We start from the raw sequence: 14,314 nt of genomic DNA, 5'->3' as shown, positions 1-14,314 counted from the left end.
CCCCCTCCCCCGAGGGCGGGCACGTTCCCCCGTTCTGGGGAAGCGTCGGGCCCGCCGGTACCCGGGTCAGCCTAAAGCTGCGACTCTGCAACCCATGGTGCAATGCGAACAATTCACCACTCCCGTGGACGCGGTCCTCTCCCGCATGCGCGCACTCGACGCGGCGCTGCCGACGAGGGACGGAGTCGCGGTCTTCAACCGTGTCTACCTCGCTGTCACCGAGGCGGTCGACCGGCGCATCGACAGCGGGCAGTTCGGGGACGCGCGAGCCGCGATCACGCTGGACGTACGGTTCGCGGAGCGCTACCTGGCCGCCGTCGAGACGGTGACCCACGAGCGGCGTCCGCCCGCCTGCTGGCGGCCCCTGTTCCAGATGCGCCGTCATCCCTACGTACGACCACTGCAGTTCGCGCTGGCGGGCATCAACGCGCACATCGGCCACGACCTGGCGCTCGCCGTCGTGGACACCTGTCGTACGCTCGGCTGCGAACCCGCCGAGGTGGAGGACGAGTTCGACCGCGTGGGCGATCTCCTCGTCTCGCTGGAGGAACGCATCCGCGAAGAGCTGATGCCGGGCCCCGACCTCCTCCAGATCGCCGATCCGCTCACCCATCTGCTCGGCGCGTGGAGCCTGGAGCGGGCTCGGGACGCCACCTGGACCACGGCCCGGGCCCTATGGGCGCTGCGCGGACTGCCCGAGGTCGCCGGGGAGTTCACCGAACGGCTGGACGCGGCGGTGGGGTTCGCCGGACGCATGCTGCTCACCCCGCTGCCGGACTGACCGACGATCTGGTCCTCCGAGAGCACGACCGGCGCGATCTCGTCGTACACGTCCCCCGGGCCCGGGCCCACCCTCGCCCTGCCCCCTGCCCCCTGCCCCCTGCCCCCTGCCCCCTGCCCCCTGCCCCCTGCCCCCGCGGATGGTGCCCCCGCCGCCCCGGCCCCGTGCATGACGCCCCGCCCCCGTCATGTCATCCGCCACTCCCGCCGCGCGCTCCGACCCTCCGCGTGCCCTTCGCCAACACCAGCGCCGTCACCAGGTACGGCACGGTGAACAGCGCGAAGACCGTGCCGTGTGTGGCGCCCGCGGCGACGCCCGCGTACACGGCGTACACGACGACCGTGGCCAACTCGGTGCCCAGGCTCGCGACCGAGGTCAAGGTGGCCCGGCCGGTGTCCTCGATGCGGTGCTGGAGGCGGACGTCGACCAGCACGGTCGAGAGCTGGAAGCCGCCGAAGGACAGGGCCACGAGGACGAGGCCGGTCGGGGTCCCTGCCCCGGCGCCCACGGCCAGGGCGAGCGCGGCGCCCGCGAGCAGCCAGGCGAGCCCGCGGCTGCCGAGGCGTTCGGCGGGGCCGGCCAGCAGGCTTCCCGCCGTGGCGCCCGTCCAGATCAGCAGGAGCAGATACGGGACCAGCTCGTCCGGGACACCGGTGTCCCGGACCAGCAGCGGGGTGTACTCGTCAAGCGCTCCCCAGACGGCGCCGACGGCCGGGACGAGCAGCAGTGCCCGGCGCAGCGACCGGTCGCCGCGGGCCGCTGCGAGTCCGTCCCGCAGGGTCGCGGCCCAGCTGTCGCCGCCGGTTCCGGGCGCCCGGTGCTCCGGGAACCGGGTCGCGGTCAACGCGGTGAGCAGACAGGCCAGGACACTCGCGGCGCCGACGGCCGGGTAGCCGCCGAAGGCGAACACCGGCCCGGCGGCACCCATCGCCGCCATCACGGCCAGCAGCCCCGCCGCCCGGGCCCGGCCCATGACACGGGCGTACCGGTCGGCCGCGCCGAGCCGGACCAGTTCCTCGTACACCAGGGCCTCCAGCGCACCGGAGCCGAGCGCTCCGCGTACGCCCCACAGGACGAAGCCGGCCGCGAAGGCCCCGTACGAGGGGACCAGTACCCACAGGGCGAAGCCCACGGAGGTGAGCAGCGGGCCGAGCCACAGCAGCAGCCGGCGCGAGACGGCGTCGGCCCAGGCGCCGGACGGCACCTCCAGCAGAACGCCGGTGAGGGACCACAGGGCGAACAGGGAGGACATCTGCCAGATCGACAGACCGGTGTCGGCAAACAGCAGCGCGTACACCGGGTACAGCAGGACGAAGTCGTCGAGGAACGCGTAGCCGTACAACGTGGCCGTGAGCCGCCGGACACCGGTGACGGGCACACGCGCGGGTGAGAGTGTCATGAGACCTTCCCGAAGGGACGAATCGGACGCCGGAGGTACGGCGTCCGAGGCGGCCCTCGGGAGGCACGGCTGCTGAATCAATGTCGCCAGGTCATGGCACCGATGGTAGTCCCGCCGACGCGTCCGGCCGAGTGAATTGCGCGATCGTCGCCTGCGGTGCGCCCGTCATCGTCCTGGCCTGTGGCGAGGTGTGGCGACAGCGGAGGTGGCGGGACTGCGGAGGTGACGCGTCAGCTCCAACTGGCGTGCAGTGGCTGGCCCTCGGCGTAGCCGGCCGCGCTCTGGATGCCGACGACGGCCTTCTCGGCGAACTCCTCCAGGGAGCCGGCGCCGGCATAGGTGCAGGAGGAGCGGACGCCCGCGATGATCGCGTCGATGAGGTCCTCGACGCCCGGGCGGGCCGGGTCGAGGAACATCCGGGAGGTGGAGATGCCCTCCTCGAACAGTGCCTTGCGGGCGCGGTCGTACGCCGACTCCTCCGACGTCCGGTTGGCCACGGCCCGCGCGGACGCCATGCCGAACGACTCCTTGTAGAGGCGCCCGCCGGCGTCCTGCTGGAGGTCGCCCGGGGACTCGTAGGTTCCCGCGAACCAGGACCCGATCATCACGTTGGACGCGCCGGCCGCGAGCGCCATGGCGACATCGCGCGGGTGACGGACCCCGCCGTCGGCCCACACGTGCTTGCCGTACTTCTTCGCCTCGGCGGCGCACTCCATGACCGCCGAGAACTGGGGCCTGCCGACGCCGGTCATCATGCGGGTCGTGCACATCGCCCCCGGACCGACACCGACCTTGATGATGTCCGCGCCCGCCTCGATCAGATCCCGGACGCCCTCCGCGGCGACGATGTTGCCCGCCGCGATCGGCACCCGCGGGTCGAGGTCGCGCACCAGCTTGATCGCGCTGATCATCGACTCCTGGTGGCCGTGGGCCGTGTCGATGACCAGCGTGTCGACGCCCGCGTCCAGCAGCTGCTTCGCCTTGCCCGCGACATCGCCGTTGATACCGACGGCGGCGGCGATCCGCAGGTGCCCGTCCGCGTCGACGGCCGGCGTGTACAGCGTGGCGCGCAGGGCGCCCTTGCGGGTGAGGATGCCGGCGAGCCGGCCGTCCTTGTCGACGGCGGGGGCGTAGCGGCGATTGGCGTGGTCAAGCCGGTGGAAGGCCTCGCGGGGGTCGATGGCCGCGTCGAGGAGCAGCAGGTCCTTGGACATGACCACTTCGAGTTGGGTGAAGCGGTCGACACCGGTCAGATCCCGGTCGGTGACCACACCGATGGGCCGCTGCTCCGCGTCGACGACGACACCGGCGTTGTGCGCCCGCTTGGGCAGCAGGGACAGCGCGTCGGCGACGGTCTGGTGCGGGGCCAGCACGATCGGCGTGTCGAGGACGTGGTGGCGGCTCTTCACCCAGGCGACGACCTCGGTGACGACCTCGATCGGGATGTCCTGCGGGATGACGACCAGTCCGCCACGACGGGCCATCGTCTCGGCCATACGGCGCCCGGCGATCGCGGTCATGTTGGCGACGACCAGCGGAATCGTGGTGCCCGTGCCGTCCGGGGAGCTGAGGTCCACGCTCTGCCGCGAGCCGACCGCGCTGCGGCTCGGGACCATGAACACGTCGTCGTACGTCAGGTCGTACGGAGGCTGGATGTCGTTGAGGAAACGCACGTGCTGCACATCCCAGTCGATCAGAGGTGGCCCCCGGACAGGTCAGCCCAAGGGAAGAGCACGTACCTCATTGTCCCATGCCGACCGGAAAGCGATGCCGGAACGAATCATCCAGGCTGGTCAGAGAGGCCTTGGGAGGAACCTCCAAGAGCGAGCGCCACGGTGGGCGCCGAAGGAGTCGTGGTGATCGTCGCAGGGATGGACCCCGGAGGGGGCGACCGTGGCCGCCCCCTCCGGGCTGTCCGCCAGATCCCCTCCGGGCTGTCCGTCAGATCCCGTCCGGATCGGCCCGGTTGAGCGCCGGCTTCGGCGTCGGTCCCGCCGCCAACAGGTAGTCCGCCGCCGACGTGTCCGTCACCAAGCTGGTGACGAGGCCCGACCGCAGCACCGCGTCGATCGCGGCCGCCTTCCGCTGTCCGCCCGCGATCGCGACAACCTCGGGGACACGGCGGAGCTGATCGGTCTTGACGGTGATGCACCGCTCGCCCAGGTCCCGTCCGACCCGGCGGCCCTCGGCGTCGAAGAGGTGCGCGGACATCTCGGCGGCGACACCGAGCGAGGCGTAGTGCGAGCGCTCCTCGTCGCTGAGCATGTCGTGCACCGTGGAGATGCCCGGCTCCCAGGAGCCGATGGACACGCAGGCGACCGTGACCTTGTCGAAGTACTCGAAGGCCCGGGCGATCCCGGTCTGGTGGCGCAGCGCCTGCGCGGTGGCCGCGTCCGGCAGCAGCATCGGCGCGTAGATGGGGTGGGCGTCGCCGCCCGACACCTGGGCGGCACGGCGGACGGCCTCGACCGAACCGCGCTCGGCGGTCCCGGCGTCGTACACGCCGGTCAGCTGCACCACCGTGCAGGGCGGCAGCCGGTCCAGCGCCGCGGCCATGTGGATGGTGGACCTGCCCCAGGCCAGCCCCAGCACATCACCTTCGTTCAGGAGTTCGCCGAGCAGCTCGGCGGCCACTTCCCCCAGGTTCTCCGGGTCGGGCGTCTCCTCGGCATCGGCCGGGGACTCGACCACGACGGCGTGTCTGAGGCCGTAGCGGGCGCGCAACGCGTCGGAGCGGTCCGCGTCCAGTTCGGCCGGCACACGGATCTCGATCCGCACGAGATCCCGTTCGAGGGCGGTCTCCAGGACCCGGGCCACCTTGAAGCGGCTGACGCCGAACTCCTCGGCGATCTGGATCTTGGACTTGCCCTCAAGGTAGAAGCGGCGGGCCATGGCCGCCGCCTGCACCAGCTCAGCGGGTCCCATCCGCATGGCTGACCGGCCCGCCGACATACCCGACACGGCGATCTCCTCACTACTGTTCACACTCTGGATTCGCCGTTCATCCTTGCAGATGCGGCGCACTTGATCAGCCCTGATGGGAGCCGTTCACGTTCCCTTGGTTCAGTGGTCGCACGCCCAGCTCGCGTTGGCACTCGCCCCCTCGGCTTGGGTGCGCAATGCACGTACCGCCTCGGCCGGGTCGGACGCCCCGAAGACCGCCGATCCGGCGACGAAGACGTCGGCGCCCGCGTCCGCGCAGCGCTCGATGGTGGAGGCCGAGACTCCTCCGTCGACCTGGAGCCACAGCTCAAGACCGTGCTTGCTGATCAGCTCGCGGGTGCGGCGGATCTTCGGAAGCATGATGTCGAGGAAGGCCTGTCCCCCGAAGCCCGGCTCGACCGTCATGATCAGCAGCATGTCGAGCTCGGGGAGCAGGTCTTCGTACGGCTCGATCGGCGTCGCCGGCTTCAGTGCCATGGAGGCGCGGGCGCCCTTGGCGCGGATCTCCCGGGCGAGCCGGACCGGAGCGGCGGCCGCCTCGATGTGGAAGGTGACGGACGAGGCACCCGCCTCCACATACTGGGGCGCCCAGCGATCGGGGGCTTCGATCATCAGATGGCAGTCCAGCGGGGTGTCCGTCGCACGGGCCAGCGACTCCACGACCGGCACGCCGAGCGTGAGGTTCGGAACGAAATGGTTGTCCATGACGTCGACGTGGAGCCAGTCGGCTCCTTCGACCGCCTTCGCCTCGTCCGCGAGGCGGGCGAAATCGGCGGACAGCATGCTGGGATTGATCTGCACGGCCATGACCCAAGCCTCCCATGCCCGGGCACGAATGTTCGCGCCGGTCCAGACCTGAACAGTTCATCGGATGGTGTGCGGTGCCCGGCGCGCGCCGTGCCGGGCGGCCGTTCGGGTCGGCACTACCAGCACCGAGGGCCTGACCTGCGGTTGCTTGGCTGTCGTAGCCGAGCAGGCAAGAGGACGCGAAGTGGCCAAGAACTGGTGGCGGCCCCACACGACCGTGTACCACACGCAAGCGGCTGGACACAGTGCGTTATATGTGACCAGACCGGATCATGGCATCTCATGTCTCTCACGATGCGTCAGCCTCGGCTCTGGGTTGTCCGTACGAGGCGAAGTGGGCTCTGTTGGAGTTGCTGCGCTGATCTTCCGAGCGGCCGGGCGGGGCCATCAGCCTTGAGCTCCATGACGACGTGGCCTGCGAGGTCTCGGGGTGCACTGCCAGGGCCCCGGCAAAGTCGTCTTGTAGCCCTGTGGCGTGGGGTTTTGTGGCGGGGTAGCGGTGCGCGGGCGTGTTCCGGTCCGGTTGGATGGAGGTTCCTACGCCGTACCGTCCGACCAGGGGATCACGCCCGCGCCATGCCATCGTCTCTCATCCCCGCGCCTGTTCGCACGCCCGTACTGGATCACGAACTCCTCGTCCACCTGCTCGGCCGGATACCTGATCCGCGCCGACGGCGCGGTGTGCGGCATCCGGTGGGTGCCCTGATCGCGGTGGCCGTGTGCGCGGTGGTGGCCGGAGCGCGGGGGTTCACCGCGATCGGGGAGTGGGCCCGTGATGCCGGCGGCGGTGCGCTTGCCCGGCTGGGACTTGAACGCGGCGGTGTGGACGAGTCGACGTTGCGGCGCCTGTTCGCCCGCCTCGACGCGGACCTGCTCGATGCGGTGCTGGGTGCCTGGGCGGCGACCGGGACCGCGTTGGTGGCGGGACGGCGGGTGATCGCCATCGACGGCAAGACCGTCCGGGGTGCACGCAGTGGCGGCTCCTCGGCCCCGCACCTGGTCGCCGCCCTCGCGCACGGATCAGGGGTGGTGCTCGGCCAGATCGCCGTGAGCGAGAAGAGCAACGAGATCCCGGCTGCCCGGGAGCTGCTCCAGAACCTCACCTGGACGGCGTGGTCGTCACGATGCACGCGCTGCACACCCAGCACGACACCGCGGCTGTCGTGACCAGGGCCGGCGGTGACTACGTCCTGACCGTGAAGGCCAATCAGAAGTCGTTGTATGCGCACCTCAAAGCGCTTCCCTGGGTTTCTGTACCCGCCACCACCAGGACAGATCGCGGTCACGGACGCCGGGCCACCCGGACGGTCAAGGTCGTCGAGGTACCGGCCTGGGTCGAGTTCAGCGGAGCCGCGCAGGTCGCACAACTGCGGCGCACCGTCACCCGCAAGGGTCGACGGACCGTCGAGATCGTCTACCTGATCACCAGCGCGGACGCCCGTACCGCGCCACCGGAAGTCCTGGCCACCTGGGTGCAGTCGCACTGGGAGATCGAAAACCGCCTCCACTGGGTCCGCGACGTCACCTTCGACGAGGACCGCTCCCAGGTCCGCACCGGCAACGCACCCCGCGTCATGGCCGGCCTGCGCAACACCGCCATTACCCTGCTCCGCCTGGAGGGCCACCGCAACATCGCCGCCGCCCTACAACACCACGCCCGCGACATCGACCGCCCCATCAACCTGTTCCTGGCCGCATGATCAACAACTTTGCCGGGGCCCTGCCCCCATGCCCCTCACCGACAAGAGTCTCGACGGCCTTCGGGTCCTGGTCACCGGTGGCAGCCGGGGCCTGGGTGCGGCGACCGTGCGCCGCTTCGTCGACGCGGGCGCGACCGTGCTGACGGCCTCCCGCAGCCGGCCCGAGGAGGACAGCGGTGCCACCTTTCTCGCGGCTGACCTCTCCATGCAGCAGGGTGTGGCCGAACTCGGCCGCCGAGTCATCGAGCAGGTGGGCGGCGTGGACGTGCTCGTGAACAATGCGGGCGCGGCGAGCGACCCTGAGCCGGTCGGACGAATCCTGGCAGGCGGACCTGGAGATGAACCTCCTCAGCGCCGTGCGCCTGGACCGGGCCCTGGTGCCGGGAATGGTCGAGCGGGGCTCCGGCGTCGTCGTGCACGTCTCCTCGATCGCCAGCCAACTGCCGCAGCGCACCGAGGCGTCCTACGCCGCCGCCAAGGCCGCGCTCAACACCTACAGCCGCGAACTGGCCACCGAGGTCGGCGAGCACGGGGTGCGCGTGGTCTGCGTCCTGCCCGGCTTCGTCGTCACCGACGGCGCCGCTGCCCACCTCAAACACATGGCATAGAAGCAGGGCATCACCACCGAAGAGGTCACGCAGCAGATCATGGACCACCTGAAGGTCCCCATGGGCCGTCCCGGAGATCCCGAGGACGTCGCCGAGATGATCGCCTTCCTCGCCTCCGGCCGCGGGAATTGGCTCACCGGAGCGCAGTTCCGCGTCGACGGCGGCATCCTCCCGACCGTGTGAGCTACCACCGACAGCACCAACAGGACACCCCCTTGCCCATCACCCTGACCTCCGTGATCATCGACGCCGCCGACATCGAGAAGGAGAGCTCCTTCTGGCGCCGGCTGCTCGGCGGCGCCCTCACCCCCACGCCCACCCACCACTTCGTTCAGGCCCCCGGCCTCCCGGTGATCGTCGTCCAGTCGGCCCCCGGACACACCGCCCCGAACTGGCCGGACGGCACCTCCCAGCAGATGCACCTTGACTTCGGCGTCGACGACCTCGCCGCCGCCGACCACACGGCCACCGAAGCCGGCGCCACCCGGCTGCGGCCCACCGACGAGGTCACCCCGGAAACCCGCACCGGTAGCCGCGTCTACGCCAGCCCGGCCGGACACCCCTTCTGCCTACGCTCGACCTGCGCCGGTCGCCGTCCGCCGAGCAGCGCCCGGCCGGCGCCTCCGAGTCCTCCGAGTCTCCCCGGCCCGCCGGGTCCGCGGGGGCCATCCGCACCTGACCGCCCTCGACCACGAGAACGCGGGTGACGGCTTCCGCCACCCGGTCAGGAAGCCCAAGGACGGCCGTTCCCGCGCTGGGCCAGCCGTCCAGTGCCTTACTTCACGTTCTCCAAAGCGCTGACGATCTCGTCAGTGGTCGCGATCTGCTGGGCGTAGCGCGGCCAGTTCAGGTCGATGGTCGCCCGCTGCATGTCCATGGTGCAGGTGGCCACCGCGTCGGAGGCGAAGGTCACGCTGTAGCCCCTTTCGACGGCGTCCCGGCCGGTCGAGTCCACGCAGGTATTGGTGGTGAGGCCGCAGAGGATCAAATGGTCGATGTCGCGCTGGCGAAGCTGCACGTCCATGTCCGTGCCGTGGAACGCGTCAAAGGTCTTGTGTGCGGTGACGACCACTTCGCCGTCGGCGGGCACGAAGTCGGGGTGGAATTCCGCGCCCCGGGTGCCGGCCTGGAACAACTGGGCCTGGAACATGCCGTCGTGGCTCGGCGTGCGGTGCTTCCAGGGCCCGTAGTCCCATGGCTGAGTCTCCATCGGTGCGTGCAGTACCTGGATCCCGGCAGCGCGCGCCGCCTCGAGGACTCGCTTCATGTTCGGCACCGTGCCGACTTCCTCGCAGACCTCACGCAGCCCCGGCCATGCCTTGCCGTCCTCGGCGATGAAGTCGTTCGTGGCGTCGATGACGATGAGGGCGGTTCGCTCCCTCGGGTACATGGTTCTCCTCTTCTGTCCTCTTTCGGGCACAGCGTGGAACCCTGGCCCTCGTTCTGGCGCCCACGACACCGGGTGCCCGCGAGCAGAGCGCCTCACGGCGCTCGCCGTCGTGCCGATCGGTCGGCCGCGGCTCGTTCGGTCACCGCTCGGCCGCCGCATCGCCTGCTCGATCGCCCTACCAGCCGTGCTGCTACCAGCGGTTCCAATGGCTGAAGTTGCTGTCGTCTGCCCGCGGGGCCGGCTTGAAGTCCGTGCCGATCGTGTAAGCGATGGGGGTCAGCGCCACCTGAACGGTCTTCTCGAAGGGGAGGCCGAGCAGGTCGGCCATCTCGCGCTCGTAGTTGAGGTGAGCCGCGGTCCACGCCGTTCCCAGGCCGCGTTCCCGCGCGGCGAGCATGAAGCTCCAGGTCGCGGGAATGACCGAGCCCCAGTTGTGCGCCTGCCCGCGGATCGAGTCGAGTTCCGCCCTGCGCGCGACCCGCACCACCGGGATCATCAGCACCGGCACCTCGTGCAAGTGCTGGACCAGGTGGCCGAGACTGCCCCGGATCCGTCCCCACTCCGCCGAGGCAAAGCTCATCCGGGTCGGAAGCGGCGCGGAGTCGTGCTCGTCCGGCGCGCCGTCCATGAGCCCGGCGCGCCAGATGTCGGCGGCCTTCGCCTTCGTCGCCGGATCGTCGATGAAGACGAAGTCCCACTGCTGCTGGTTGCGGCCGGTCGGCGCCTGGGTGGCGACCTTCACGGCCTCCTGGATCAGCTCGCGCGGAACGGGCCGGGTCAGGTCGAGTCGCCTGCGAACCGCGCGCGTGGTGGTGAGGACCTCGTCGGCAGTGAGTCCGAGGGTCTGATGGGCCGAGCTGCTGCTGTTCATGGTGTTGCTCCTGGTCGGCATCGGTGGACAAGGGCTTCGCGGTGGCTAGGGCGCCTTCCGCGTGACGGGCAGCGCGGCGTCGAGCAGGGCGGCCGCGGCGTCACGCGTGGCCTGCACGACCGCGGGGTTGCGGTCCATCTGGAGCGACTGCGCGGACCCGTCCCACAAGGCGTGCAGTTGTGTCGCCAACGTCTCCGGGTCAACTGCCCCGGCCTCTGCCGCCAGTTCGGCGAAGGTCCGGCGGATCCACTGGCGATAATCCGAGGCGGCACTGTCCACGCCGGCCGCATGCGACTCGGCGGCCGCGCGGGCGAAGGCGCATCCGCGATAGGTGCTGTCGGCGGCGAACTCGGCTTGGACGTCGAACGGAGCGAGTACCCGCGCCCGAGGGGTGCGATGGCGGGCCACGGCCCGTTGGAAATGCTCCCGCATGGCGGCGTGCCGCTCCCGCAGATAGGCGGTGACCAGCTCGTCCTTGGAGCCGAAAGCGTCGTACAGACTGGCCTTCGCCACCCCTGCACGTTCGAGCAGCCGACCGATGCCGACGCTTCGGACGCCTTCCTGGTAGAACAGCTCCGCGGCGGCGGCGAGGAGCCGCTCGCGAGGTGTACCGTCCGATTCAATCCGCATCTGAATCAACCCTTCCTGGGGCACGCACGATCGCCACCAACGCGGCGGCACTGAGAGTTGCCAGAACCATGGCTAAGCCGGCCGCCACCCGCGTGAGCGGTATTCCCTCACTCGTCAACGCGCCCGGCACGATCGCGGCGGCGCCGAGGCCCAGGTAGGCGACGACGAAGACGGCTGCGATCAACGCCGGCCGCTCGCGGTCCGACGCGGTCGCGGTCACCATGCGGAGGGGGCCCTGAAAGCCCGGGCCGTATCCCATGCCCACTATCGCACTGGCCGCCAGATAGAGGCCGACCGAGCCCAGCGCGAGGACCGCGACCGTGACGCCGAGGCCGGCGAGCGTCATGAGCAGGCCGACGATGGTGACCGCTCGACCGCTGACGTGGCGCAACGCCACGGTCGTCACCGTCGCGGTGCCGAGCAACGTGAACAGCGGGAGCGCGCTCTGCCAGCCGGAGGCGCCGGGCGCCAGGGTCCGGAACAACGCCGGACTCAGCGCCGCGTAGAACCCCGACAAGCCCCACACCGCGAAGACCACGGGAGCGCACCCGAGGAAGGCGGCGCGGGCGTGAGCGGGCACGGCCACGCGCGGCTTGAGCGACAGCACCGGGATCGCCGGCCGGCCCGTGTCCGGGAGCAGGCGCCAGACCAGGACCCCTTGGACCAGCAGTACTGAGCCCAGGGTCAGGTAGATCGTGCGCGTGGGGCCGGGAACGAACTGGATGAGAACGCCGCTCAGCAGCGCCCCGATCCCACTGCCGGTGCCCGGCGAGGCGGCGCTCGCGATCGGGCCGCGCTCGCCGTCGGACTCGATCATGAGAGCTGACAGGGTTCCGAACGTGGCGCCCGAGGCCAGACCCTGCACCGCCCTGCCGATGAAGATCGGCACGAACGAGCCGGCGAGAGTGAACATGCCAAGGGCGATGACCTGACCTCCGATGGAGGTGAGCAGTACCGCTCGGCGCCCGAAACGCTCGGGCAGCCTGTCCAGCCACAGCAACCCGCCGATGACTGCCACCGCGTAGGTGGCGAACGCGATCGTCCCGGTCAGCGCGCTGGCGTGCCACGCCGACTCGTACGTCTGGTACAGCGGGCTCGGCGCGTTCGCGCAGGCGAGGAAGAGCACGACGACGGAGCTCGCGAGCACGAGCATGCCGGCGCCACCGGGTACGTCCTGCCCGTCTCGGCGAGCTGCCGGAAATTCGGGCAGCGTGGCCGTGCGGGTGCTGCGGGCTGCCACCAGCGATCCCTCCCAGATAGACCAGTCGGTCTGGACTACGTTAGTAATAGACAGACTGGTCTGTCCAGGCGCGGCATCATGTCCTCCACGAGGAAGGGGGCTGCCGGCGCGACCTGCTCGGCCGGCACCAGGACGTGCTCAGCCACCAGGGCGTGACTGCGGGTGGCGCGCATACCTGCCATCGCTGTGCCAGGCAGAACTCAACAGGCTGCGGGCAGCTGGTGCAGGCGCTCGGCTGGGGCGCTCCGGCCGAGCGCCTGCATGGGCGGCCATCGAGTACCGCGGCTACGGCATCGAGGCGGTCGCGCATGTGGACGGCGGAATGGGTGCCCTTGGGCGTGCTCCTCGGGCCGGCGCTGCAAGGCGCCCGCGGTACCGGCTGCGACGTGGCCAGGATGGTCAGCTCGCTGATGTTGGTCAGGCGGCGGCGTCGCAGGCCGTGGCGGCGGACTTGTCCTGCCAGGCCACGAGGTCGTCCTGGATGCTGCGGATCTTGACCAGCCGGCGTTCGATCGCGTCGCGCCCCAGGGCCAGGTGCCCGGGCAGCTTGTCCTGGCAGGTCACCTCGTAGATGAGGGCGGCACCCTTGACGGGGTCACCGAGCTGGGTGTGATTGGCCGTGGCGGCCCAGTCCAGCGTGGCGTGGGCCGGCGTGCCGTCGTAGGCGGGGATGCGCTCGGCGACGGTTGACAGGGAACTGGCGTCGAGGAAGTCGGTGCGGAAGACCCCGGGCTCCACGACCATGCTCTGGATTCCGAACGGCTCCAATTCGACCGCGAGCGCCTCGCTGATCCCGGCTACCGCGAACTTCGACGCGCAGTACATGCTCACGCCGGGCTCTCCCTCGAAACCGGAGCGGGAGCCGATGTCAAGCCCTGGGTTTCGTGGAGACTGAGTTAGCTGGCTTTCTGGAGTGACGCAGGAGCTTCGGCCGCGAGGTAGTGGGCGGCCTCGTGTTCGGCTGGGGTGATGTGACCGAGTTCGCCGTGGAGGCGGCGCTGGTTGAACCAGTCGATGTACTCGGCGACCGCGACCTCGACGTCGTTGATGCCGGTCCAGGGTCCCCTGTTGCGGATCAGCTCGGCCTTGAACAGGCTGTTGAACGCCTCGGCCAGGGCGTTGTCGTACGAGTCGCCCTTGGAGCCGACCGAGGCCACGGCGGCCTCAACGTCGAGACGTTCGGTGCAGCGAAGAGCTCGGTATTGGACTCCGCGATCCGAGTGGTGCGTGAGGTCGGCGCCGGTGTGCCGGCGGCGCCAGATCGCCATCTCCAGGGCGTCAAGGGCGAGGTCGGTGTAGAGGGAGGTTGCGACCTGCCAGCCGACGACCATGCGGGAGAAGACGTCGATGACGAAAGCGGCGTAGACCCAGCCGGAGAAGGTTCTGATGTAGGTGATGTCCGCGACCCATAGCTGGTTCGGCGCGCTCGCGGTGAACTGCCGCTCGACCAGGTCGGCGGGCCGGTCGGTCTCGGGTGCGGGGCGGGTGGTGCGTGGGCTCCTGGCCCGGATTACCCCGCGCAGACCAGCCGCGCGCATGAGGCGCTCGACCGTGCAGCGGGCCACCTCGCCGCCCTCGCGCCGGAGGGCGGCGTGCACCTTGCGGGCCCCGTAGACGCCGTAGTTGGCCTCGTGAATCCGGCGTATCTCCTTGGTGATCGCCTCGTCTCGCAGGCTGCGGGCCGAGGGCGGGCGGGTGCGGGCGGCGTAGTAGGTGCTCGGCGCGATCGGCGCATCCGTCTCGGCGAGGACGTCGCAGATCGGCTGGACGCCGAACGTCTCCTTGTACTGGTCGATGTAGGCGACCTTCATCGCAGTGGACGGTCCGTGAAAGTCGGCCCGGGGCGCGGTTCCGGCCTTTCGGCCGGCCCGTTTCCCCGGACCGCTTCCCGAACCCGGCGGGCACCTCTCAATGCACCGGGCTCTCCACAAGCCCCGAAATGGGC

At 70.3% G+C, this 14,314-nt stretch carries 13 protein-coding genes and 2 pseudogenes; 5 read left to right on the top strand and 10 right to left on the bottom strand.

The window, feature by feature from the left end:
- The first annotated feature begins 94 nt into the window (after positions 1 to 94).
- Positions 95 to 781 carry a DUF5995 family protein gene (locus M2271_RS18845; RefSeq protein WP_280888412.1) on the top strand — a complete coding sequence of 229 codons (687 nt, stop codon included), beginning with the start codon at positions 95 to 97 and terminating at the stop codon, positions 779 to 781.
- Between the two features lie 190 nt (positions 782 to 971).
- On the opposite strand, the gene M2271_RS18840 is transcribed toward M2271_RS18845, so the two are convergent.
- From M2271_RS18840 to rpe, 4 genes are all read right to left on the bottom strand, one after another.
- Positions 972 to 2,180 carry an MFS transporter gene (locus M2271_RS18840; RefSeq protein WP_280888411.1) on the bottom strand — a complete coding sequence of 403 codons (1,209 nt, stop codon included), beginning with the start codon at positions 2,178 to 2,180 and terminating at the stop codon, positions 972 to 974.
- Positions 2,181 to 2,410: 230 nt separating this feature from the next.
- On the bottom strand, positions 2,411 to 3,853 hold the full coding sequence (locus tag M2271_RS18835) for a GuaB1 family IMP dehydrogenase-related protein (protein WP_280888480.1): 1,443 nt from the start codon (positions 3,851 to 3,853) through the stop codon (positions 2,411 to 2,413).
- Between the two features lie 268 nt (positions 3,854 to 4,121).
- Positions 4,122 to 5,165, bottom strand: a complete 1,044-nt coding sequence (locus M2271_RS18830) for a sugar-binding domain-containing protein (RefSeq protein WP_280888410.1) — start codon at positions 5,163 to 5,165, stop codon at positions 4,122 to 4,124.
- A 78-nt stretch (positions 5,166 to 5,243) separates the two neighbouring features.
- Positions 5,244 to 5,930 carry a ribulose-phosphate 3-epimerase gene (rpe, locus tag M2271_RS18825; protein WP_280888409.1) on the bottom strand — a complete coding sequence of 229 codons (687 nt, stop codon included), beginning with the start codon at positions 5,928 to 5,930 and terminating at the stop codon, positions 5,244 to 5,246.
- 576 nt (positions 5,931 to 6,506) lie between these two features.
- On the opposite strand from rpe, the gene M2271_RS42525 reads away from it, so the two are divergent.
- The 4 genes and pseudogenes from M2271_RS42525 to M2271_RS18810 all read left to right on the top strand — a co-directional run.
- Complete coding sequence (locus M2271_RS42525; RefSeq protein WP_348539175.1) at positions 6,507 to 7,097, top strand: ISAs1 family transposase; 591 nt, start codon at positions 6,507 to 6,509, stop codon at positions 7,095 to 7,097.
- Positions 7,043 to 7,630, top strand: a complete 588-nt coding sequence (locus M2271_RS42520) for an ISAs1 family transposase (RefSeq protein ID WP_348539174.1) — start codon at positions 7,043 to 7,045, stop codon at positions 7,628 to 7,630. Before M2271_RS42525 ends, M2271_RS42520 begins: the two co-directional genes overlap by 55 nt.
- A 28-nt stretch (positions 7,631 to 7,658) precedes the next feature.
- Positions 7,659 to 8,421, top strand: a pseudogene (locus tag M2271_RS18815) (oxidoreductase).
- A 32-nt stretch (positions 8,422 to 8,453) separates the two neighbouring features.
- A pseudogene (locus M2271_RS18810) lies at positions 8,454 to 8,816 on the top strand (VOC family protein); the annotation flags it as partial.
- A 197-nt stretch (positions 8,817 to 9,013) separates the two neighbouring features.
- Here the strand turns inward: M2271_RS18810 and M2271_RS18805 are convergent.
- The 6 genes from M2271_RS18805 to M2271_RS18780 all read right to left on the bottom strand — a co-directional run bounded on the left by M2271_RS18805 (position 9,014) and on the right by M2271_RS18780 (position 14,180).
- Positions 9,014 to 9,628: an isochorismatase family cysteine hydrolase gene (locus M2271_RS18805; RefSeq protein WP_280888407.1), complete on the bottom strand. Its 615-nt coding sequence runs from the start codon at positions 9,626 to 9,628 to the stop codon at positions 9,014 to 9,016.
- A gap of 190 nt (positions 9,629 to 9,818) precedes the next feature.
- Complete coding sequence (locus M2271_RS18800) at positions 9,819 to 10,499, bottom strand: nitroreductase family protein (RefSeq protein WP_280888406.1); 681 nt, start codon at positions 10,497 to 10,499, stop codon at positions 9,819 to 9,821.
- Positions 10,500 to 10,544: 45 nt separating this feature from the next.
- Complete coding sequence (locus tag M2271_RS18795) at positions 10,545 to 11,129, bottom strand: TetR/AcrR family transcriptional regulator (protein WP_280888405.1); 585 nt, start codon at positions 11,127 to 11,129, stop codon at positions 10,545 to 10,547.
- A complete protein-coding gene (locus M2271_RS18790; protein WP_280888404.1) occupies positions 11,119 to 12,369 on the bottom strand; it encodes an MFS transporter in 1,251 nt (416 codons plus the stop codon). The genes M2271_RS18795 and M2271_RS18790 overlap by 11 nt, the downstream gene beginning before the upstream one ends.
- Before the next feature lie 417 nt (positions 12,370 to 12,786).
- Positions 12,787 to 13,236 (bottom strand): SDR family NAD(P)-dependent oxidoreductase, encoded by a 450-nt coding sequence (locus tag M2271_RS18785; protein WP_280888479.1) that lies wholly within the window; start codon positions 13,234 to 13,236, stop codon positions 12,787 to 12,789.
- 29 nt (positions 13,237 to 13,265) lie between these two features.
- The gene (locus tag M2271_RS18780; RefSeq protein WP_280888403.1) at positions 13,266 to 14,180 is read right to left on the bottom strand and encodes an IS3 family transposase; all 915 of its coding nucleotides are present in this window, start codon (positions 14,178 to 14,180) and stop codon (positions 13,266 to 13,268) included.
- Between the last annotated feature and the right edge of the window lie 134 nt (positions 14,181 to 14,314).

Source organism: Streptomyces sp. LBL (assembly GCF_029893585.1).
Classification (GTDB): Bacteria; Actinomycetota; Actinomycetes; order Streptomycetales; family Streptomycetaceae; genus Streptomyces.
The sequence above is the reverse complement of the archived record's forward strand: the minus strand, read 5'-3'. Positions and strand labels throughout refer to the sequence as shown.

Coding starts and splice junctions, on each gene's coding strand:
- M2271_RS18845 (WP_280888412.1), top strand. CDS start 95: ATGGTGCAATGCGAACAATTCACCACTCCCGTGGACGCGGTCCTCTCC.
- M2271_RS18840 (WP_280888411.1), bottom strand. CDS start 2,180: ATGACACTCTCACCCGCGCGTGTGCCCGTCACCGGTGTCCGGCGGCTC.
- rpe (WP_280888409.1), bottom strand. CDS start 5,930: ATGGCCGTGCAGATCAATCCCAGCATGCTGTCCGCCGATTTCGCCCGC.
- M2271_RS42525 (WP_348539175.1), top strand. CDS start 6,507: ATGCCATCGTCTCTCATCCCCGCGCCTGTTCGCACGCCCGTACTGGAT.
- M2271_RS18805 (WP_280888407.1), bottom strand. CDS start 9,628: ATGTACCCGAGGGAGCGAACCGCCCTCATCGTCATCGACGCCACGAAC.
- M2271_RS18800 (WP_280888406.1), bottom strand. CDS start 10,499: ATGAACAGCAGCAGCTCGGCCCATCAGACCCTCGGACTCACTGCCGAC.
- M2271_RS18795 (WP_280888405.1), bottom strand. CDS start 11,129: ATGCGGATTGAATCGGACGGTACACCTCGCGAGCGGCTCCTCGCCGCC.
- M2271_RS18780 (WP_280888403.1), bottom strand. CDS start 14,180: ATGAAGGTCGCCTACATCGACCAGTACAAGGAGACGTTCGGCGTCCAG.